We start from the raw sequence: 18,862 nt of genomic DNA, 5'->3' as shown, positions 1-18,862 counted from the left end.
TTCTGTTACACGATACAAAGCTTTAGACACTGTTTTAAAGGCAGAGTTTCACGCTGATTTTTGCTATATTTTCAATGTATGAACAAATGGTAGTACTTAATAATAAAACGTGTTTGAGGTGGTTTATGAAAAAAATTGCATGTCTTTCCGCAGTAGCAGCTTGTGTATTAGCAGTTAGCGCCGGTACCGCATTCGCCGGTGAGAGCACTGTGTCCGCTGGTTATGCTCATGGTGATTTCCAAGGCGTTGCTAACAAAGCCGATGGTTTCAACCTGAAATACCGTTACGAGTACGACAATAGCCCGCTGGGTGTGATCGGTTCCTTTACCCATCTGGAAAAGAACGGTACTGAAAGCGGTTTCTACGATAAAGTTCAGTACAGCGGCATCACTGCTGGTCCTGCTTACCGTTTCAACGACTGGGCAAGCATCTATGGCGTGATCGGTGTGGGTTACGGTAAATTCACCAGCAACGCTAAAGACGGTTCTAACAACAACAGCACCAGCGATTACGGTTTCTCTTACGGCGCAGGTCTGCAATTCAACCCAATGCAACAAGTTGCTCTGGACTTCGGTTACGAGCAGAGCCGCATCCGTAGCGTTGACGTTGGTACTTGGATGGTTGGTGCTGGTTACCGCTTCTAAGTTTTATCCACGCCGTTGGGCGTGAGCGTGTGGCCTTATGCTGCACCTGTTGAAAAATCCGCCTCTGGGCGGATTTTTTTTACCGAAAAATTATATAAAAGGGGGGATTTACTCAGCGCTGGTGGGTGCAGACGGGCGTTAATGAGAGATCGAGCTCGGCATTAGCCATCGCTGCATCACCACAACGGGTCGTTGGTGATACTCACTGCGGTGGTTTTCCACAAAGCCAGCCTTTTTGGCCAGCCCAAGCGACGGACGGTTTTCTGGCGAGATAATGCAGACCGTTTTCCCCTGCGGGAAATGATCTGTTGCCCAAGCCAGCGCGGCCAGCAGTGCTTCGGTGCCATAGCCTTTACCCTGAGCGGCGGAGTTCAGCACCCAACCCATTTCTGGCGCATCCAGCGCGGGATCGATCTCGCGATGAAAATCGGCAAAACCAATATCGCCAATATAGTTGCCACTGACTTTTTCACGTACCGCCCAATAACCGTAACCTAACAATTGCCAGTGGCCAATGTAACGCAACAGGCGGCCCCAACTGTCTTCCTGGCTGCGCGGTGTGCCGCCGATATAGCGAACAACGGCAGGATCGGCCCACATGGCCGCCAGATCGGCAAAATCCTCTCGCCGGTGGGCATCCAGTATCAGGCGTTCGGTAATCAGCGTTGGTGCGGTAGTGATGGGGGTCATGATAATCTTCCTGAACAAGGGATGTGGCTTAAGCGTAGGGGCGAATAGATTCGCCCCATTAATTTACCTCATATAGCGTTTTGGCACATCATCAGCACGTGGTTAGACCGCCAGCCACAGCAGCCAGGTGAAGACGAAGCCGCTCAGGCCGAGCAGGGTGGTCAATACCGTCCAGGTTTTCAGGCCATCAGCCACCGAAAGGCCCAGGTATTTGGTGACAATCCAGAAACCAGAGTCATTAACGTGGGATAGCCCCAGGCCGCCAAAGCAGGTGGCGAGCGTGACCAGCACCAGCTGTAGCTGATTAAGGCCGGTAACCGCTTCGGAAAGCAGCCCGCCGGTGGTCAGGATCGCCACGGTGGCAGACCCCTGCGAAGCGCGCAGCGCCAGGGAGATGATAAACGCCGCCGGGATCAGCGGCAGGCCGATGGTGGTGAGTACTTCCGCCAACGCTTTACCCACGCCGGATTCCACCAGCACTTTACCGAACACGCCACCGGCACCGGTGACCAGGATCACCACCGCCGCAGTAGGCAACGCAGCGCCCATGACGTCACTGGTGTGTTGCAGGCTCCAGCCACGGCGCATTGCCAGGAAGTAGAACGCCAGCAGCAGGGCAATCATCAGGGCCACGGCCGGTGCACCGATCAAAGAGAGCACGTCACGCAGTGCCGAACCCGGTTCCAGCAGCGTGGCTGAAACGGTGCCGAGCATAATGATAGCGATAGGAATGACGATCAGCGCAGCAATCAGCCCGGCACTTGGCGGGTTGATGCGATCGCTGAGCGGTGTTTTGCTGTCAGATGTGGATTCAGGCGCAGCCAACTGCAACTGCTCCAGCACTTCAATGGAAAGCGGATAGGCTTTACGGTTCAGGTATTTCGCCGCGAAGTAGCCAATAATCCCTACAGGAATACAGATCAGCAGGCCAATAATGGTCAGCCAACCGATATCCGCGTGCAGCAACCCTGCCGCCGCCACTGGGCCGGGGTGCGGCGGCAGTGCAACGTGTACCGTCAGCATTACGCCAGCCATCGGCAGGCCGAATTTCAGCGGCGAGACTTTGGCCACTTTGGCAAAGCCGTAGATAATCGGCGCCAGAATAATAAAGCCGACGTCGAAGAACACCGGAATGCCAAGGATAAAGGCGGCAATGGTCAGCGCGGCGATGGTGCGTTTTGGCCCCAGCGCTTTACTGAAGCGTTGTGCCAGCGATTCGGCACCGCCAGAGTGTTCGATCATCCTGCCGAGCATCGCACCCAGGCCGATAATGATGGTTACCGAACCCAGCACGCCGCCCATACCGGCGGTCATCACTTTCATCACTTCACCGGTTGGAATGCCGCTGGCCAGTGCGACCAACAGGCTGACGACCAGCAGGGCGACAAACGGCTGAACTTTGGCCTTGATCACCATCAGCAGGAGCAGCAAGACACCTAATAAGGCAATGATCAGTAGCATAGAGGTAGACATGGTATAGCCTTTATTCTGATAAGAGTCCGGCACCGCGATCGCCCTGAGGCGATACGGGTGCGTTTGATTTTTATGTTGTTAATCACTGGTGTTGGTGAGGTTCCTGCCTTACAGGTACGGCTTCACCCAACCGAGCCCGGCGTTGGTTTCACCACGTGGTTTATATTCGCAGCCGATCCAACCCTGATAGCCCACCTCGTCCAGCAGCGCGAACAGCCAAGGGTAATTCAGCTCTCCGCTATCGGGTTCATTGCGATCCGGCACCGAAGCAATCTGGATATGGGCATAGCGCCCGGCCAGCGAGGTGACCAGATTGCTGATGTTGCCGTCCACCAATTGCGCATGGAAGAAATCGAACTGGATAAACACGTTTGGCCGGTCGATCGCAGCAACCAGATCCGCTGCCTGATGCTGGCTCGAGAAAAGATAGTTGGGTTTCACCGGCGGGCTGAGCGCTTCGATCAACACCTTGATGCCATGGGGAGCGAAGCTATCGGCGGCATAGCGCAGATTGCTGATGAAGGTTTCCCGGTAACGGGCGCTCTCCTCACCCGGCGGCACCACGCCCGCCATCACGTGTACGCACGGGCATTGCAATGCAATAGCGTACTCCAGTGCCCGGTCAATATCTGCGCGGGCATCTGCTTCGCGCCCGGGCAGCGCCGCTAGCCCCCACTCACCGGCAGCAGTATCGCCAGGGGCGGTATTGAACAGCACTTGCTGAAGCACATGCTGGCGCAGCTTTTCTGCCAGCAGATCGGCAGGATATTCATAGGGAAACAGGAATTCTACCGCTTTGAATCCGGCTGCCGCTGCGGCGGCAAAGCGATCCAGAAACGGCAGTTCGGTAAACATCATCGATAGGTTGGCAGCAAATTTTGGCATTTTTCAGCTCCGTAATTCGGCAATTTCATCATCGGTTAAATAACGAATTGGGCGGTCGCCGAGGGTGAAAATCAGCTTCGCCGCATCTTCCATTTCTTCGGTATTGTTTGCTGCTTCGCGCAGGCTTTCGCCAGTGACGACCGGCCCATGGTTGGCCAGCAGGAACGCTTTATACGCCGGTGCCAGCTTGGCGAGATCCTCCGCCAAACGTTGATCGCCGGGGCGGTAGTAAGGCACTACCGGCACTTTGCCGACGCGCATCACCACATACGGGGTAAAGGGCTTGATGGCATTTTCCGTATCCAATCCTTGCAGGCAGGAGAGGGCGGTAAGGTAAGTGCAGTGCAGATGCACCACGGCCTTGCAAGCCGGGTTGTGCTGATACAGCGCACGGTGAAAGCTGATCTCTTTCGAAGGCTTATCACCAGAGATCCACTCACCGCTCAGGCTGACTTTTGACAGCCTGTCAGCCTGCAACTCCCCTAAGCAAGAGCCGGTGGGGGTAGCCAGCAGGGTGCCATCCGGCAGCAGCAGCGACAGGTTACCTGCTGAACCGGTGGCGTAGCCGCGTTGGAAGAAAGAGGCACCCAAACGCACCATTTCTTCTCTGGCATGCTGCTCTGCGACCGAAGGTTGGCCAACGGTGGTCGTCATACTGGAAACTCCATTTGTGCTCTGGCGAAAAAGTTTTCATCGCCGAAATTGCCCGATTTCAGGGCCAGTGAAACAGGTTGTTCGATGGCACGTACCCAAGGTACGCCGGGCGAAATGCAGGGGCCGATATGGAACCCGCGGATCCCCAGCGCCTGGGTGACGACGCCGGAGGTTTCACCGCCCGCGACGATAAAGCGGCTGAATCCCTGTTGGCGCAGGCGCGTCACTACATCGGCAAACAGCGCTTCCACTGCCAGGCTAGCTGCTTCAACACCATACTGCTGCTGAGTTTGCTGCAACTGCTCCGGCTCGGCGGTGGCGTACAGCAACGGGGCCAGTTCGGCTGCTGCATGTTGCTCCACCCAACGACTGAGTTCGGCGGCATAGGCGCTGCGATCGGCGGCATTGATGCAGCGCGCCACGTCGATAGCCTGCGCCGTAGCCTGTTGGCGATAGCGGGCGACCTGTTTGTTGGTCATGGTGGAGCAGGAACCGGAAAGCACCACGGCTTTTTTGCCCTGCGGCGCACCGGCTGACTGGGCTTTTTCCTGCCCAGGCTGTGCCCATTGGCGGGCAATGCCGATCGCCAGCCCGGAACCGCCGGTCACCAGCTTCATGGTTTTCAGCGCTTCCCCTTGGGTGAGCAAATGCTGCTCATTCAGGGTGTCCAGCACCGCGTAGCGCACGCCTTGCTGCGCTAACTGCTGCAGTTTTTCTTTTACCGCACCGGCACCGCGATCCATCTCCGCCGCATTGACCAGCCCACAGCGCCCGGTTGCCTGCGCTTCCATCAGCCGCAACAGATTGCTGTCGGTCATTGGTGTGACCGGGTGGTTGCGCATGCCGGATTCAGACAGCAGTTGATCCATCACGAACAGATATCCTTGATACACCGTGCGCCCGTTGACCGGCAGCGCAGGGGAGATCACCGTTTGCTGCTCGCCCAGCGCTTCAAGTAAAGCATCGGTTACCGGGCCGATATTGCCCTGCGCGGTACTGTCGAAGGTGGAACAGTATTTGAAGTAGAACTGGCGGCAGCCTTGGCGTTGCAACCAGGCCAGCGCCTGCAACGATTGCTCGATCGCCTGATCGACCGGGCAAGAGCGCGACTTCAGGCTGATCACCACCGCTTGGGCAGCTACCGGCGCATCGTCCTGCGGCACGCCGTTCAGTTGGACGGTAGGTAAACCGTTTTCTACTAGGAAGCTGGCGATATCGGTCGCTCCGGTAAAATCATCGGCAATTACTCCGAGCAGCATTAGGCGTTCCTCTTGTTGTCTGGCAGGTTGATGCCGGAGAAAATCTTGATCACCGCGCTGTCATCTTCTTTGCCATAACCGGCATTGCTGGCGGAGGTGAACATATTGAAGGCCGTGGAGGCCAGCGGCAGCGGGAAGTGCAGCGCTTTGGCTGTGTCGGCCACCAGCCCGAGGTCTTTAACGAAGATGTCCACGGCGGATTTTGGCGTATAGTCACCGTCCACTACGTGGCGCATCCGGTTTTCAAACATCCAGGAGTTACCAGCGGCGTTGGTAACCACATCGTACATCACGTCCAGCGGGATACCGGCGCGTGACGCCAGCGCCATCGCTTCGGCCCCGGCGGCAATATGCACCCCGGCCAGCAGTTGGTGGATGATTTTCACCGTAGCACCCAGGCCGATCTCTGCGCCGATGCGGTAAACCTTACCGGCCACTGCGTCTAATACCGGCTGCAACTGGGCAAAAGTGGCTTCACTGCCAGATGCCATTACCGTCATCTGGCCTTCTGCGGCCTTGGCCGCGCCGCCGGAAACCGGGGCGTCCAACATGTTGAGGCCAAATGCCTTCAGCCCCTGTTCGATCTCTTTGGCATCGGCGGCGGCAATGGTGGAAGACACCATCACGGGCGTATTGGGTTTTAGCTGTGCTGCCAAGCCGTTGTCGCCAAACAGGATGTGCTTCACCTGCGCCGCATTGACCACCAGCAGCAAGACGGCATCCAGTTCAGCCGCAAACCCTGCCGCGCTGGTGGTAGCCTGCTTGGCCCCGGCCTGTTGCAGAGTTGCCAGTGCCTGTGGGTTGAGATCGACACCATAAGTGGTGAGCCCGGCATTAATGCACGACTTTGCCGCCCCCATGCCCATGGAGCCTAAGCCGACGATACAAACTGAATAATTTCCTGGCTGTGTCATAAAGCACTCCTGTTAATTTTAGTGATTATTTGTTTTGTTGTGTTAAATGTAAGCGTTATGGCGGCGGTTATCGGTGATCGTCTTCACAATTATTAACAATAAAGAAAAAGGTCATTTATAGCGGAAACTTTGCTTAACATAATGCTTTTAAATGTTTTTTGTGATTATGATGGGCTTCACAGCCTGGAAAGCTTTGCTTTCTCTGCACGAAAATTGACGTAAAATCACAATTATTATCACTGCGGTTATTGAGAGGACATCGTGATACCTGTTGAACGCCACCAACAAATTTTAGCGCTGGTATCTGAGCGCGGCGTGGTCAGCATCGCCGAACTGACCGAAAGGCTGGGGGTGTCGCATATGACAATCCGGCGCGATCTACAAAAACTGGAAGAACAAGGCGCTGTGACCACCGTTTCTGGTGGCGTACAGTCGGCTGAACGGGTGGCCACAGAACCTTCGCATCAAGATAAAGAGGGCATGTTCAGCCAGCAGAAAGCGGCGATTGGGCAACTGGCCGCGCGCCAGATCCCGGTTAACAGTTGCATCTATCTGGATGCGGGTACCACCACGCTGGCCCTGGCCCGGCAGATTGGCGATCGCGACGATATCACCGTGGTGACCAACGACTTTGTGATCGCGGCTTATCTGCTTGAGCACAGCCAATGCAAACTGATCCACACCGGCGGAACCGTCTGCCGTGAAAACCGTTCCTGTGTGGGGGCCGCAGCGGCCCAGGCATTGGGTCATCTGTTTATCGATCTGGCGTTTATCTCGGCTTCTTCGTGGAGTATGCGTGGGCTGTCAACGCCCAGTGAGGATAAGGTGATGGTGAAGAAGGCGATTGTTGAAGCCAGTCGCCGCTGTATTCTGCTGAGCGATACGTCCAAATATGGCAAGGTGGCCACCTATCTGGCGCTGCCGATCACGGTATTTGATGCGATTATCACCGATGGCAATCTACCGGAAGCGGTACAGGAAGCGATTATGCAGGCGAATATTTCGTTGCTGACGGCAAATGTTTAACTGGTCTTTACAAAGCAGAATATTTATCACCGATCTGCGAAATGAAGTCATGCTTTTGGAGCGGAAATTCGAAGCTTTTTATTTTCACTTGAGAGCTCTCAACACCAAACGATATTGATTTCAAAGCATAAGTCCTGTTTGAAACCACTATTTGCGCTCATTCTTTCGTGAAGCAAAAGATCTCATTTCTTAAAGTATCACTATTTTTACATTAAAATTGACTGAAACAGATGATTTATATCTGTTTTCGGCTTAAAAATTGTTATTTACAATATAAAAATCTAACTTTTAATTATTTCATATATAAATATATCAATGTGCGGCGTGTTTGTATAACCTTTGGTTCGGGTTATGAGAAAATTCTTACTCCAAGGAAGGGGGAAAAAACCAAGATAGTCCTCCTTGGTGTTAAGACATTGATACCAATGTATAAAGTAGGATTTGCGAAAGTTAGTTTTTTTACACTTTAGTTAATGCTTTATTAACAACAGATGCCAGGATTAGGCTGTTCTTATAGTGAAAACCCGTGAATAAAATGAAATATAGATTTAATGACCGCATTATTTTCGACGCTGATAGCGGGGCGTTGAGCCTGTGTGATTTCTCCGAAGAGCCCTTACCTATCTCGAATCCTTCAAAACGTCTGTTGCAGTTGTTGATTGCCCACCATGGCGATGCTGTCAGCCGAGAAGTGATATTCAAGAAAGTATGGGATGACTACGGTATGGTCTCCAGCAACAATAACCTTAATCAGTGTGTCAGTAAATTACGTAGAGTGATCAAGGCATTAGGTATTGATGATGAAGTTATTGTTACCGTGCCTAAAGTGGGCTTTATGTTGCGGCACGAAATACAGGTGGAAGCCTGTGAAAAGGAGGATGAGGCGTTTATCGACGACAATGATTTGCCGTTAGCCAAATCCACGGTACATGCAGAGGCGAAACCACCTTCAGCAACGGCTCGTTCTTCACCTGCAAGGTCTGCAAGACATATTCATTATGGTTGGGGCATTCTGGCGTTTGTTTTTGTCGTGATTACCGGTATTGCCATCTATGGTTTTAGCCCGGTCTCCCGTGAGGAAACCTACTTGGGCAAAGCAGGCGAGTGTAAGGTGTTCATGTCAACCTCGGCAGATGCAGGCCTTGGCGATGATGTTCTGGCTTACGCCGAACTACAAAAAGTGCAGTGCAGTGCAGATGAGTATCTTCTGTTGGTACGTAGTAATCAGGTTAAGTCGTATATATCCGGTATCTCCAGGCTGTTTTTTCTGCGCTGTAAGGTTCTTCGCGAACATAAAGTAGAAATTTGCTCCGGGTTGGAAAGTGAAAACTCACCGCTAATGTAATCAATATCATCGGGTGTCAGGATGAAACACCTGCAAGGGAAATGGAATAGGCCAGCAAGAACACGCTATTAAAATCAAATAATTAATCTCAATGCAGCGCTTAATAAATTCCCTTTATATTTTGGCATTGAAGGGGACTATGCTTTGCATTTTTCCGATATTCTTACAGTTATTCGATGGTAATTTGTTATGAATAAAGCTACTTATGAAGGTGATTTCATTTTTTTTGATCCTTCTCCTTGGGTGAGAAAAGGATTACAGACGCTGATTGATCCTGAGCATACTCGCACTTGCAGTTTTCAACACCTGAAAGAAATAGAGATTGCGTTGGGTGATAACGAGAAACAAACCGTCATCATGGAGCTCTATAGCCATTCTGAAAACTTGTATGACGTTATTCAATTTGTTTTAACATCCAGAGTATTCTGGCCTGATGCTGCTTTTGTGATATTCACCGATATTACGCATACTGGCATTCTTGCTATTCTGGCAATGGAACCCCACTTGTCCTTGATGTCTAAACGTGATGATCTGGATTGTCTGTCTACCGCTATTGATATCCAGGGGTATCGCAGCCCGTCTATCCAGAGCCTGCTAGGGCAACCGATACAGCCACTTTCGCACAGCGAATGGCGTATTCTGGCTCTGATGATTAGCGGTGCCGATCCTCAGCGCATTGCCAACGTCACCCAGCGCAGCTACAAAACTGTCAGTACCCATAAGCTTAATATTATGCGCAAGTTGCAGTTAAATCAGGCGGATTTTATGCGTCTTATTCTGGTATTCCGTACCCGTTACTATCCTTTATAAATGCCGGGTAACGACTCCTTTGGTTGTTATATTATTTCCCTGTTTGTCACCAAGATGACGATATTAACGTCAGTGACTGATTAATAATATTACTTAATAAGGGCTGCTTGGCACAGAGCGATCGCCGTTACCTTGAATGATATATCACGACGACAATCATCGCGATTGCCGCCGTTGTGTTCAGTACACCGGAACCGAAAAACGGAAACAGGCACCAGCGTGCGCTTGTTCCACTAAGGTGATATCGCTGTCATGCAATTGCAGGATGCGTTTTACAATCATCAAACCCAAGCCTCCGGCATGGCGGCGGGCGTTATTCAGGATTGACGGGCGGATAAACAGATCCGCACGTAATTCTTGTGGGATCCCCGGCCCGCTGTCATTCACCTGCACCATCACCTTATTGCCTTGCGTCCATAAGCGGATAGTGATTTCACCGGTTTCAGGCGTATGCCGGATTGCGTTGTCCAGCAGGTTGGTCAGTACCCGCTCCATCATACTCAGATCGGCATTCACCAGCGGGATCCCTGGCTGAATATCGGCACGCAACTGCTGCTGGCGCGCTTCGGCGGCCAACTCAAACTTCTGGAACACATCCTGTACCAACTCACTGAGTGAGAAGGGCTCCTTCTGCGGTTTGACCACCCCGTATTCCAATCGCGCCAGTTCGAACAGCTCCTGTGCCAACCGGCCTACCTTGCGGCTTTGTGCCAGCGCGATCTCCAGATAACGTTGGCGATCGGTTTCCGCCAGGCTGGCCGATTTCACCGATAACGTTTCCAGATAACCATGCAGCGAAGTGAGCGGCGTGCGCAGATCGTGCGAGATATTGGCGATAAATTCGCGCCGTTGCTGATCCTGCTGTGACAGTGTCTGCCACTGCTCGGCAATCCGCTGCGCCATGCGGCGAAACGCTTGCTGCAACCGGCTGACTTCGTCGCGGCCGCTGCTCTCAGGCGTATTTTTGGCGTAAGCCTGCAAGGCTGCGATACCGTCGCTGTCCAGTTTGCTGACCTGCTGAGTCAGGTGGCGGATTGGGCGGGTAACCCAGCGGAAGGCAAAAACCCCCGCCAGCAGCCCAAACAGCACCACCAGCCCCATTGACCACAGCGCCGAATAAAGTGCGGAGTTCACCTGCGCGCTGTTGGCCAAGGCATCGTAATCTTCGCCGAGCAGCACGACATACAGGTAACCCTCGATCTCACCGTTGACCTTCAGCTGGGCAACACTGAACACTTTGTTGGCGTTCAAGTTACGCGGGTCGTCGCCATAAATCGGCATTTTTGCCCCACTCAGCAGCGCCTGGATAGGAGACAGATCGACTTTCTGCCGCTTCAGTCGCCCGGCGGGCGCGGCATTACCAACGATATTGCCTGTTTTATCCAGCAGGTAAACTTCCACGCTCGGGTTGACCGCCATCAGGCGATCGAACAGGGTATGTACCGAGCTGTCGTCCCATCCTTTGGGGCTCAGCAGTGGATTGCTGGTGGCGATATGCAGCGCCAGATTGGCCGAAAGCCGTTGAATCACCGCTTGGCTGTATTGGGTGCTGCTGCGCACCTGCAATACGCCGGAGATCGAACAGCAGATCAGCAGCAGCAGAGCGAAAACCAGCGTCAGGCGTTGTGTGAGCGTGAGATTTTTCATGATTCACTCTTGCGGCGTGGCCGCGAATTTATAGCCCATGCCCCAGACGGTGAGGATGCGCTCGGGTTCAGCCGGGTTGCTTTCGATTTTGATCCGCAGCCGGTTGATATGCGTATTGACGGTATGTTCGTAGCCTTCGTGCTGGTATCCCCACACCTGATTAAGCAAACTGAGGCGCGAGAACACTTTGCCTGGATGGCGGGCGAAAAAGTACAGCAGGTCGAATTCGCGTGGCGTCAGTTCTACCGCTTGCTGGTTCAGATGCACCTCACGGGCGATAGGATCGATGATCAGCCCGTGGAAACTCAAGGTGCCTGCTTCCATGCGCAGGTTACGGCTCATCGCTTCCTGGCGGCGGAACAGCGCTTTTACCCGCGCCACCAGTTCCAGCATCGAGAAAGGCTTGGCGAGATAATCGTCAGCGCCCAGTTCAAGCCCCAGCACCCGGTGCACTTCGCTGGAGCGCGCGCTGGTAATGATGATCGGGGTGTAGCGCGTCATGTTGCGCGCGCGGCGGCAGATTTCCAGCCCATCAATCCCCGGCAGCATCAGATCGAGGATCAGGGCGTCCCACCCGCCTTGTTCCAGCATCGCCATCCCCAGATTGCCATCGGCGGCGTGGCTGATGTCATAACCTTCATCGCGCAGATGCAGCTGCAACAGTTCAGCAATATTGGCGTCGTCTTCGACGATCAAAATGCGTTTTGCCTTATCCATTCTTTCCACCGCGTTTTTGGCTATTACCGAAGTCTACACAACCCTCGCCTTCAGAGTTGTCACATTTTATTTAACTTTGCGTGAGGTCTTGGGGAACAAATCTGGCTAATACTCAACTCATCGAAACAGGCGCTGTCAGGAGAGACACCATGAATATGTCGATCACGCCAGAGAAAACCAGCCTCATCCACCCGCTGTGGCTGCGCTTGACGCACTGGCTGAATGCGTTGGCGATGCTAATTATGGTCACCAGCGGTTGGCGGATCTACAACGCCTCACCGCTGTTTAACTTCAGGTTTATGAATGAATTGACCTTGGGCGGCTGGTTGGGGGGCGCACTCCAGTGGCACTTTGCCGGGATGTGGCTGTTTGGCCTCAACGGCCTGTGTTATTTGCTGATTAACCTGTTGAGTGGCCGTTTTAAACGCCAGTACTGGCCGCTCAGCCCACGTCAGTTTTTTAACGATCTGTGGGCGGCGCTACGCGGCAAATTACAGCATACCGATTTGCGCCATTACAACATGGTGCAACGTGCGGCCTATCTGTTTGTGATGGTGGTGAGCCTCCTGAGCGTGCTTTCCGGGTTGGTGATATGGAAGTCGGTGCAATTTCCGCTGCTGCGCGTGCTGCTGGGGGGTTATGAGATGGCTCGTTATATCCACTTCTTTGCCATGTCGGCGCTGGTGGGGTTTGTGGTGATCCATCTGGTGATGGTGGCCTTGGTGCCCCGTACTCTGCTTGCCATGCTGCGTGGGCGCTAAGGAATTCGTAATGAAAACAGAAAAACAGCCGATGAGCCTGCAAGAAGGCCATGAGTTGGTTAAAGAAGCGCAGCGCCTGCTGGCACGCCAGCTTGAGTCCTCATCCCGCCGTCGTTTTCTGCGCAATGGGCTGACGCTAGGGGGCGTCGCAATGCTTACCGGGTGCGATCTGAGTGATAACACTCACGTGGAACAGGCGTTGAGCCGGATTTCACGCTTTAACGATCGGGTTCAGGGCTGGCTGTTTAATGCCGAGCATCTGGCACCGGTCTACCCGGAATCGATGATCACCCGGCCATTCCCATTCAACGCGTTTTATGCCGAGGATGAAGCTCCAGAGATCGATGGTGACGACTACCAGTTGGAAGTGGCTGGCCTGGTGCTGCACAAACAGCCCTGGACGCTGCCGCAGTTGCACAAGATGACGCAAATCAGCCAGGTAACGCGCCATATCTGCGTTGAAGGCTGGAGTGCCATCGGCAAATGGGGCGGGGTGCCTTTTACCGCCTTCCTGCAAGCGATTGGTGCCGATCTCAATGCTAAATATGTCAGTTTTAAATGCGCTGACGACTATTACACCAGCATCGATATGGCCACTGCGTTGCATCCGCAGACCATTCTGGCGTTGACCTATGACGGGCAGATCCTGCCGCGTAAATACGGTTATCCGATGAAGCTGCGTATGCCTACCAAGTTAGGTTACAAAAATCCGAAACATATTCAAGCGATCGAGGTTACCAATCGCTTCACTGGGGGCTACTGGGAAGATCAAGGTTACAACTGGTTTGGTGGCAGTTAAGCGCTGCCCCAAATAACTCCATGCACTGCAAAGTGCTTTCTAAATAACCGAAGGAAATATTATGAAAAAGTTATTCGCCGTGATGATGTGCAGCGCGTTGATGTTGGGTGTCTCTGGTGCTTATGCGGCAGACGGCATGAGCCATGACGGGATGAAGAAAGATGAGATGAGCCAAATGTCCCACGACGGCATGGCCAAAGGCAGTATGGCTAAGGACAGTATGAAAAAAGAGCACATGAAGAAAGACCATATGGCCAAGGATGCCATGCAGAAAGATGAAATGAAAAAAGACCACATGGGCAAGGATGCCATGAAGAAAGATGAAATGAAGAAAGATGCGATGAGCCAGTAAATATTGGCCAATATCCGGCGGCTGATGTCGCCGGTCATTTCCAGTTATCGAGAGGTTTACTATGAAAAACATCATTCTGGCCGTGGTTCTGGCCTGTATTGGCAGTACCGCTCTGGCCGCTACCCCGGTGACCACCGCCGAGGCACAGAAGTTACAAAAAATCGGCGTGGTTTCCAGCCAGGCAAGCACGTTGAGTGGTTTTGAGCAGATGATTGCCGCTGAGGCCCAACAAAAAGGGGCCAGTGCTTACCGCATTACGTCGGCTACGGTGAATAATCACGTCTACGGCACGGCGGAACTGTATAAATAGGGAGAGTTATGCCTTCAAATGCTGGCATATTAAGGTAAAGGGACGGAGTCTGACTGCGTCCCTTTTGCTATCAGCGCTGCCCCATCCACTGGGTGCATTTACCGTCGGTACACTTACCGTTGTACAACAGATGCAGGCTGGCTGATTCGTTGTGATAATTGGGCTGCTGTGCGCTGCTCTGTGGCGATGGTTCTGTCATACTTTGCGCTGGTGTGCGGCGATAGACCGCCGGAGTTGCGCCAAACTGCTTTTTAAATGCCCGCGAAAATGAAGGCTGGGAATCAAAATGGAATTGCAGGGCGATGTCCAGAATCGAGCGAGGGGTGGCGCGTAGAACCTGCGCTGCCTGCGAAAGACGGCGCTCGCGGATGTAACTACCCAGCGCATGGCCGGTGGTACTGCGGAACATGCGTTGCAAGTGCCATTTGGAGTAGCCCGATTTTGCTGCCACGTTGTCCAGCAGCAGCGGTTGATCCAGATGAGTTTCTATCCAGTCCATCAAGTCGTGAATGATATTGGCGCGATCCATTGTATAAATCCTCCCGCAGGTACGACATTCAGGTCACAGTAAAATAAGATTAATAATCCAAGTTTATTCTTTGATAATAGGCCTGCGTGACAGGTGACGCAAGTACTAACTGGGGAATTCCACGTGGCGAAAAATGCTCTACTGGGAGCAGGGGATAAATTTAGCAGGGTATCAGTGACAGCAGATCTTGCAGAAGGTAGTCCAAGAATATCAGTGAGAAGGGATAGCTTGTCTGGCTATCCCTGAATGCAGTTATGCTTCACGAGCGGGAATATTCACCCCACGTTGCACTGCTGGCCGGGCTAAGCCACGCTCCAGCCATTGGCCTACCAGTGGGAAACTGTCGAACTCCACCAGTTCCCGTGCGTCATAGAAACCAATCAGGTTGCGTACCCAGCCAAGTAGCGAAATATCGGCAATGGTGTAATCGGCACCCATGATCCAATCGCGCCCAGCCAGCCGGCTTTCCAGCACGCCGAGCAGGCGCTTGGACTCTTTCTGATAGCGTTCCAACGGCCGTTTGTCTTCATATTCGCGCCCGGCGAATTTGTGGAAAAAGCCAAGCTGGCCGAACATTGGGCCAACTGCCGCCATTTGGAAGAATACCCACTGGATAGTTTCATAACGCAACGCAGCATCTTGCGGCAAGAACTGGCCGCTTTTCTCTGCCAGATACAGCAGGATCGCGCCAGATTCGAACAGTTCGAACGGTTTGCCACCGGGGCCATCGGGATCGATGATTGCCGGGATTTTACCGTTCGGGTTCAGCGACAGGAATTCTGGCGTCCAGGTTTCGTTTTTACCGATATCAACCAGATGCGCTTCATAAGGCAAACCGATCTCCTCCAGCATGATGGAGACTTTCACCCCGTTTGGCGTTGGCAGCGAGTAGAGCTGTAATCGTTCAGGATGCTTAGCAGGCCAGAGTTGAGTAATGGGGAATTGGGCTTGATCAAACATGGTCATTCCTCAGATTTTATAGGTTTGCAAACAGGATATTCAATGGATGAGGCAGTAAACCTAGCCTGTTATCGGGTTAAACGGATATGCCAAAATGTGCGATCAGCGCCTTTTTACCCGCTGCGGTGAGTTGCAGCGCTCTGCTGTCAAGCTGGCGCTGGATCCAGCCACGTTTTTCGAACCCAGCCAGCAGCGCGGCACCGAGTGCGCCGCCAATGTGGGCTTTGCGTTCGCTCCAGTCCAGGCAACCGCAGGCAAAACGCCGCCGAGAGAGCATAGGGGAACAGTCGATGCCCAACTGCGCCAACGCGGTTTGCCCCTGATTGCTGAGCTGATAGTCGCCGTCACCGCTCAGCCATGCCAGCTCAAACAGGCGGTTATGTAACAGAACGGCGACTTCGCCCGCCATATGGTCGTAGCAGGTGCGGGCAAAGCGTAATGAGCTCGGCGTGGTGCTTTTCACCACTGGCCGTTCAACGCCAGCCAGCGCCATCAGGGTTTCCAGCACGTCGGCCACCGGTTGACCGGCCAAGCGGTAAAAACGGTGGCGCCCTTGCTTCACGCAGGCGATCAGGCGTTGTTCCAGCAGGCGTGCCAGATGGTTGCTGGCGGTTGAGGCGGCCACATCCACCGCAGCACTCAACTCGGTGGCAGTATAGGCGCGGCCATCCATCAGCAGGCACAGCATGCGTGCTCTGGTACGGTCCGCGATGGCGGCGGTCAACGCCGCGAGGCGATCTTCAATATCGGTGTCATTCATATTTCGAGCATAAGCGAAGTGTTATCGTTCGTCTAACGCCACAATGCCAATTCCTCCGTTTAACCTGAAGGAATATCCCATGACGGTCTGCCCCTTTGCCGTTACAACGCAGCAAGCGGTACGTGAAGCCTTGACCCATGTCGATCTTGGCGTGCGCCCACCACATGAACCCGTGCCGATGGTGCTGCTTAACACCCCAGCGCAACCAGTGTTTACCGCATTGGTACGTATGCGTGACGATGCCGGACATCGCGAGTTGAAAACCGCAATCAGTACGGTTTTAACCTCGTTCAGTGATAATGAGATCCGCCAAATAGCAACTCGGGTGGCGCAACAATTGGCCCCTGGCGTGCTAACAGCCGAACAGCTAACGCGCTTCAATTACGCCTTACCGATTGGCGTATTGGCGCAGATGCTGGGCGTTGCCTATCAGGAACGTAGTGCGCTGGTGGATAGCGTATTGGATTTTGTGCGCTGCATTGCTCCTTGCGGCAGTGAGCAGCAGATGGCGTGCGGTGCCGTTGCCGCCGGAAAACTGCATGAATGGATGCAGGCTGCCGATGGCCCATTATTCACCCGCTTGTGCCAACACATTGGCGATCGTTCGGTGGCGATCGCCAATGCCATCGGGCTGTTTTTCCAGGCCTGTGAGGGCACCGCCGGATTATTGGGGCAAACGCTGTTATTGATGCAGGAACGGGATGTGGCAGCGGAAGATGGCCTCGCTGCCGTGCTACAGGAAACGCCGCCGATTCATACCACCCGCCGTTTTGCGTTGCGCGATACCGAACTGGCTGGTAAGCGGTTGACGGTTGGGCAGGTGGTGCTGATTCCGTTGAAGACGGCTGAGGAAAGCTTTGCCTTCGGCTGCGGCAGCCATCAGTGTCCTGGGGCCGATTGGGCGCAATCTATTGCCTTAAGCGGTATTCGTCATTTATTGGCGCTCAATATTGAGCCAAAATTATTGGCCCACTTTCGCTGGCGTGTTTCGCAGAATGCGCATGTGCCGGAATTTTTTACTGTTGAGGAACGATAATGATCGTAGTTATTTTTGAATTACAGGCTGCCGAAGGGCAGCGGGAAACTTATCTCAATCTGGCGGCTGAGCTGAAACCGCTGTTGGCGGAAATCGACGGATTTATTTCCATCGAGCGCTTTCAGAGCCTGAGCGATCCACAAAAGTTGCTGTCGTTATCATTCTGGCGCGATGAAGCGGCGGTGCAGCAGTGGCGTAATTTGGAGCAGCACCGTAAGGCGCAGACGCGCGGGCGGCACGACGTGCTGGAATACTATCGGCTGCGGGTAGCTGATGTGGTGCGTGATTATGGGCTGGAGCCGCGTGAACAGGCACCGGCAGATAGCCAGCATTTTCATCAGATGTAGATGTCGTCTGGGGCGAGCCTGAAGATAGCCCTCACCCAAAATTATTAAAAACAGGCTGTTAGCCAAGTGGTTTTGTCGCGTCAGCCTGAACAATCGGTGCCAATTGTGCCTGTTCCAGCGTAACGATTTTCCCTTGCTGGGTGATCAGCACCTGTTGCAGTGGCTGGCCGCTTTCTTTTTCTGTCAACATGACATGGGGCTCATTGCCAAGCAGATTCTTGTGTCCCCATTCCATCAACGCCATCAGAATTGGCCCCAAGCTGCGGCCTTTTTCGGTTAACACATATTCATGGCGTTCCCGTGTTCCCGGTTCTTGATAGGCACTTTTGCTCAATAAGCCCCCTTCGACCATAGCCGCCAGACGGCTGCTCAAGGCGTGCCTAGATGCGCCAATATCGGTGCGCAAATCTTCGAACCGCGTCACGCCATAAAAGGCTTCACGCAGGATCAAGAGCGTCCAGCGATCGCCGATGATTTCTGCGGCCTGCGCTAAGCCACATAATTCGACAGATAGAGGGGGGATCCTGAGCATTTTTGACACGGGCGGTGACCTTGTTTATTCTGAGTCTGATTATCAGACTTATATCAATGCAAGGAGATTAGCGTGCCTTTTGTTAATGTGCAAACCATCAAAGGAATTATGAACGAGGAGCAGAAAAGTGAATTGCTCAAGCGTATCACCGATTTGATGGTGGAAATTGAAGGGCGGGGCGATCCGGCTTTCAGAGCGTCGGTTTGGGTCAGAATCGATGAACATGAGCCAGAGCAATGGAGCCTTGGTGGGCTGCAACCCAACGCCGCGACGATCGCCGCCAAGTTTCCGCCACGAGAATAAAATACTGATCATTGCGGAGATATTTCTTGAAGCCTATCTCCGCAGCTTCCTCACCGAACAAATCTTCATCAAAACTCCCCACGATATCTGCGTTTCGTTATGGCATAAT

23 protein-coding genes are annotated in these 18,862 nt (G+C 53.3%); 11 read left to right on the top strand and 12 right to left on the bottom strand.

Going from position 1 to position 18,862, the window contains the following annotated elements:
* Positions 1 to 125 precede the first annotated feature (125 nt).
* Positions 126 to 644, top strand: coding sequence for an outer membrane protein OmpX (gene ompX / locus ACX1CU_RS15885; RefSeq protein ID WP_459399236.1), 519 nt, complete (start codon positions 126 to 128; stop codon positions 642 to 644).
* Positions 645 to 782: 138 nt separating this feature from the next.
* Here ompX and ACX1CU_RS15880 read toward each other — a convergent pair whose 3' ends face one another.
* The 6 genes from ACX1CU_RS15880 to ltnD form a co-directional block, all read right to left on the bottom strand.
* The gene (locus tag ACX1CU_RS15880) at positions 783 to 1,334 is read right to left on the bottom strand and encodes a GNAT family N-acetyltransferase (RefSeq protein WP_459399235.1); all 552 of its coding nucleotides are present in this window, start codon (positions 1,332 to 1,334) and stop codon (positions 783 to 785) included.
* Between the two features lie 102 nt (positions 1,335 to 1,436).
* Complete coding sequence (locus tag ACX1CU_RS15875) at positions 1,437 to 2,807, bottom strand: GntP family transporter (protein ID WP_459399234.1); 1,371 nt, start codon at positions 2,805 to 2,807, stop codon at positions 1,437 to 1,439.
* Positions 2,808 to 2,915: 108 nt separating this feature from the next.
* Positions 2,916 to 3,692 carry an HPr family phosphocarrier protein gene (locus ACX1CU_RS15870; protein ID WP_459399233.1) on the bottom strand — a complete coding sequence of 259 codons (777 nt, stop codon included), beginning with the start codon at positions 3,690 to 3,692 and terminating at the stop codon, positions 2,916 to 2,918.
* Between the two features lie 3 nt (positions 3,693 to 3,695).
* Positions 3,696 to 4,346, bottom strand: a complete 651-nt coding sequence (gene otnC / locus ACX1CU_RS15865) for a 3-oxo-tetronate 4-phosphate decarboxylase (protein WP_459399232.1) — start codon at positions 4,344 to 4,346, stop codon at positions 3,696 to 3,698.
* Positions 4,343 to 5,605, bottom strand: a complete 1,263-nt coding sequence (gene otnK, locus ACX1CU_RS15860) for a 3-oxo-tetronate kinase (RefSeq protein ID WP_459399231.1) — start codon at positions 5,603 to 5,605, stop codon at positions 4,343 to 4,345. Before otnK ends, otnC begins: the two co-directional genes overlap by 4 nt.
* Positions 5,605 to 6,519, bottom strand: coding sequence for an L-threonate dehydrogenase (gene ltnD / locus ACX1CU_RS15855; protein ID WP_459399230.1), 915 nt, complete (start codon positions 6,517 to 6,519; stop codon positions 5,605 to 5,607). Before ltnD ends, otnK begins: the two co-directional genes overlap by 1 nt.
* Before the next feature lie 261 nt (positions 6,520 to 6,780).
* Here ltnD and ygbI point away from each other — a divergent pair, with 261 nt between their 5' ends.
* The 3 genes from ygbI (at position 6,781) to ACX1CU_RS15840 (ending at position 9,700) form a co-directional block, all read left to right on the top strand.
* Positions 6,781 to 7,545 (top strand): DNA-binding transcriptional repressor YgbI, encoded by a 765-nt coding sequence (gene ygbI / locus ACX1CU_RS15850; protein WP_459399229.1) that lies wholly within the window; start codon positions 6,781 to 6,783, stop codon positions 7,543 to 7,545.
* 535 nt (positions 7,546 to 8,080) lie between these two features.
* Positions 8,081 to 8,890, top strand: a complete 810-nt coding sequence (locus tag ACX1CU_RS15845; protein WP_459402834.1) for a winged helix-turn-helix domain-containing protein — start codon at positions 8,081 to 8,083, stop codon at positions 8,888 to 8,890.
* A gap of 189 nt (positions 8,891 to 9,079) precedes the next feature.
* Positions 9,080 to 9,700 carry a helix-turn-helix transcriptional regulator gene (locus ACX1CU_RS15840; RefSeq protein ID WP_459399228.1) on the top strand — a complete coding sequence of 207 codons (621 nt, stop codon included), beginning with the start codon at positions 9,080 to 9,082 and terminating at the stop codon, positions 9,698 to 9,700.
* Between the two features lie 180 nt (positions 9,701 to 9,880).
* Here ACX1CU_RS15840 and ACX1CU_RS15835 read toward each other — a convergent pair whose 3' ends face one another.
* Both ACX1CU_RS15835 and ACX1CU_RS15830 read right to left on the bottom strand, forming a co-directional pair.
* Positions 9,881 to 11,347: a HAMP domain-containing sensor histidine kinase gene (locus ACX1CU_RS15835; protein ID WP_459399227.1), complete on the bottom strand. Its 1,467-nt coding sequence runs from the start codon at positions 11,345 to 11,347 to the stop codon at positions 9,881 to 9,883.
* A 3-nt stretch (positions 11,348 to 11,350) separates the two neighbouring features.
* A complete protein-coding gene (locus ACX1CU_RS15830; RefSeq protein WP_459399226.1) occupies positions 11,351 to 12,064 on the bottom strand; it encodes a response regulator transcription factor in 714 nt (237 codons plus the stop codon).
* A gap of 149 nt (positions 12,065 to 12,213) precedes the next feature.
* On the opposite strand from ACX1CU_RS15830, the gene ACX1CU_RS15825 reads away from it, so the two are divergent.
* The 4 genes from ACX1CU_RS15825 to ACX1CU_RS15810 all read left to right on the top strand — a co-directional run bounded on the left by ACX1CU_RS15825 (position 12,214) and on the right by ACX1CU_RS15810 (position 14,286).
* A complete protein-coding gene (locus ACX1CU_RS15825) occupies positions 12,214 to 12,825 on the top strand; it encodes a cytochrome b/b6 domain-containing protein (RefSeq protein WP_459399225.1) in 612 nt (203 codons plus the stop codon).
* 10 nt (positions 12,826 to 12,835) lie between these two features.
* Complete coding sequence (locus ACX1CU_RS15820; protein WP_459399224.1) at positions 12,836 to 13,624, top strand: molybdopterin-dependent oxidoreductase; 789 nt, start codon at positions 12,836 to 12,838, stop codon at positions 13,622 to 13,624.
* A 61-nt stretch (positions 13,625 to 13,685) separates the two neighbouring features.
* Complete coding sequence (locus tag ACX1CU_RS15815) at positions 13,686 to 13,976, top strand: pentapeptide MXKDX repeat protein (RefSeq protein WP_459399223.1); 291 nt, start codon at positions 13,686 to 13,688, stop codon at positions 13,974 to 13,976.
* A gap of 61 nt (positions 13,977 to 14,037) precedes the next feature.
* The gene (locus ACX1CU_RS15810; protein WP_459399222.1) at positions 14,038 to 14,286 is read left to right on the top strand and encodes a YdgH/BhsA/McbA-like domain containing protein; all 249 of its coding nucleotides are present in this window, start codon (positions 14,038 to 14,040) and stop codon (positions 14,284 to 14,286) included.
* Between the two features lie 70 nt (positions 14,287 to 14,356).
* On the opposite strand, the gene ACX1CU_RS15805 is transcribed toward ACX1CU_RS15810, so the two are convergent.
* The 3 genes from ACX1CU_RS15805 to ACX1CU_RS15795 all read right to left on the bottom strand — a co-directional run bounded on the left by ACX1CU_RS15805 (position 14,357) and on the right by ACX1CU_RS15795 (position 16,535).
* Entirely contained in the window at positions 14,357 to 14,815 is a 459-nt protein-coding gene (locus tag ACX1CU_RS15805; protein ID WP_459399221.1) for a helix-turn-helix domain-containing protein, read from the bottom strand.
* A 252-nt stretch (positions 14,816 to 15,067) separates the two neighbouring features.
* On the bottom strand, positions 15,068 to 15,775 hold the full coding sequence (locus ACX1CU_RS15800; RefSeq protein ID WP_459399220.1) for a glutathione S-transferase N-terminal domain-containing protein: 708 nt from the start codon (positions 15,773 to 15,775) through the stop codon (positions 15,068 to 15,070).
* A gap of 76 nt (positions 15,776 to 15,851) precedes the next feature.
* Positions 15,852 to 16,535 carry an ArsR/SmtB family transcription factor gene (locus ACX1CU_RS15795; protein ID WP_459399219.1) on the bottom strand — a complete coding sequence of 228 codons (684 nt, stop codon included), beginning with the start codon at positions 16,533 to 16,535 and terminating at the stop codon, positions 15,852 to 15,854.
* A 79-nt stretch (positions 16,536 to 16,614) separates the two neighbouring features.
* Between ACX1CU_RS15795 and ACX1CU_RS15790 the strand changes: the two genes are divergently transcribed.
* Both ACX1CU_RS15790 and ACX1CU_RS15785 read left to right on the top strand, forming a co-directional pair.
* Positions 16,615 to 17,571, top strand: a complete 957-nt coding sequence (locus tag ACX1CU_RS15790; protein ID WP_459399218.1) for a cytochrome P450 — start codon at positions 16,615 to 16,617, stop codon at positions 17,569 to 17,571.
* The gene (locus ACX1CU_RS15785; protein WP_459399217.1) at positions 17,571 to 17,918 is read left to right on the top strand and encodes an antibiotic biosynthesis monooxygenase family protein; all 348 of its coding nucleotides are present in this window, start codon (positions 17,571 to 17,573) and stop codon (positions 17,916 to 17,918) included. Before ACX1CU_RS15790 ends, ACX1CU_RS15785 begins: the two co-directional genes overlap by 1 nt.
* A 58-nt stretch (positions 17,919 to 17,976) precedes the next feature.
* Here ACX1CU_RS15785 and ACX1CU_RS15780 read toward each other — a convergent pair whose 3' ends face one another.
* A complete protein-coding gene (locus ACX1CU_RS15780; RefSeq protein ID WP_459399216.1) occupies positions 17,977 to 18,459 on the bottom strand; it encodes a winged helix-turn-helix transcriptional regulator in 483 nt (160 codons plus the stop codon).
* A gap of 63 nt (positions 18,460 to 18,522) precedes the next feature.
* On the opposite strand from ACX1CU_RS15780, the gene ACX1CU_RS15775 reads away from it, so the two are divergent.
* A complete protein-coding gene (locus tag ACX1CU_RS15775) occupies positions 18,523 to 18,753 on the top strand; it encodes a tautomerase family protein (protein WP_459399215.1) in 231 nt (76 codons plus the stop codon).
* Positions 18,754 to 18,862: the final 109 nt, after the last annotated feature.

Source organism: Serratia sp. D1N4, assembly GCF_054552755.1.
This window is presented reverse-complemented; position numbering and strand designations above follow the sequence as displayed.

Excerpts from the sequence above, each read along its gene's own strand:
- ACX1CU_RS15830 (WP_459399226.1), bottom strand. The coding sequence starts at position 12,064 with ATGGATAAGGCAAAACGCATTTTGATCGTCGAAGACGACGCCAATATT.
- ACX1CU_RS15880 (WP_459399235.1), bottom strand. The coding sequence starts at position 1,334 with ATGACCCCCATCACTACCGCACCAACGCTGATTACCGAACGCCTGATA.
- ACX1CU_RS15815 (WP_459399223.1), top strand. The coding sequence starts at position 13,686 with ATGAAAAAGTTATTCGCCGTGATGATGTGCAGCGCGTTGATGTTGGGT.
- ACX1CU_RS15835 (WP_459399227.1), bottom strand. The coding sequence starts at position 11,347 with ATGAAAAATCTCACGCTCACACAACGCCTGACGCTGGTTTTCGCTCTG.
- ACX1CU_RS15790 (WP_459399218.1), top strand. The coding sequence starts at position 16,615 with ATGACGGTCTGCCCCTTTGCCGTTACAACGCAGCAAGCGGTACGTGAA.
- ACX1CU_RS15805 (WP_459399221.1), bottom strand. The coding sequence starts at position 14,815 with ATGGATCGCGCCAATATCATTCACGACTTGATGGACTGGATAGAAACT.
- ACX1CU_RS15825 (WP_459399225.1), top strand. The coding sequence starts at position 12,214 with ATGAATATGTCGATCACGCCAGAGAAAACCAGCCTCATCCACCCGCTG.
- ACX1CU_RS15820 (WP_459399224.1), top strand. The coding sequence starts at position 12,836 with ATGAAAACAGAAAAACAGCCGATGAGCCTGCAAGAAGGCCATGAGTTG.
- otnK (WP_459399231.1), bottom strand. The coding sequence starts at position 5,605 with ATGCTGCTCGGAGTAATTGCCGATGATTTTACCGGAGCGACCGATATC.
- ACX1CU_RS15870 (WP_459399233.1), bottom strand. The coding sequence starts at position 3,692 with ATGCCAAAATTTGCTGCCAACCTATCGATGATGTTTACCGAACTGCCG.
- ACX1CU_RS15840 (WP_459399228.1), top strand. The coding sequence starts at position 9,080 with ATGAATAAAGCTACTTATGAAGGTGATTTCATTTTTTTTGATCCTTCT.
- ACX1CU_RS15785 (WP_459399217.1), top strand. The coding sequence starts at position 17,571 with ATGATCGTAGTTATTTTTGAATTACAGGCTGCCGAAGGGCAGCGGGAA.
- otnC (WP_459399232.1), bottom strand. The coding sequence starts at position 4,346 with ATGACGACCACCGTTGGCCAACCTTCGGTCGCAGAGCAGCATGCCAGA.
- ACX1CU_RS15845 (WP_459402834.1), top strand. The coding sequence starts at position 8,081 with ATGAAATATAGATTTAATGACCGCATTATTTTCGACGCTGATAGCGGG.
- ACX1CU_RS15875 (WP_459399234.1), bottom strand. The coding sequence starts at position 2,807 with ATGTCTACCTCTATGCTACTGATCATTGCCTTATTAGGTGTCTTGCTG.
- ACX1CU_RS15795 (WP_459399219.1), bottom strand. The coding sequence starts at position 16,535 with ATGAATGACACCGATATTGAAGATCGCCTCGCGGCGTTGACCGCCGCC.
- ltnD (WP_459399230.1), bottom strand. The coding sequence starts at position 6,519 with ATGACACAGCCAGGAAATTATTCAGTTTGTATCGTCGGCTTAGGCTCC.
- ACX1CU_RS15800 (WP_459399220.1), bottom strand. The coding sequence starts at position 15,775 with ATGTTTGATCAAGCCCAATTCCCCATTACTCAACTCTGGCCTGCTAAG.
- ompX (WP_459399236.1), top strand. The coding sequence starts at position 126 with ATGAAAAAAATTGCATGTCTTTCCGCAGTAGCAGCTTGTGTATTAGCA.
- ACX1CU_RS15810 (WP_459399222.1), top strand. The coding sequence starts at position 14,038 with ATGAAAAACATCATTCTGGCCGTGGTTCTGGCCTGTATTGGCAGTACC.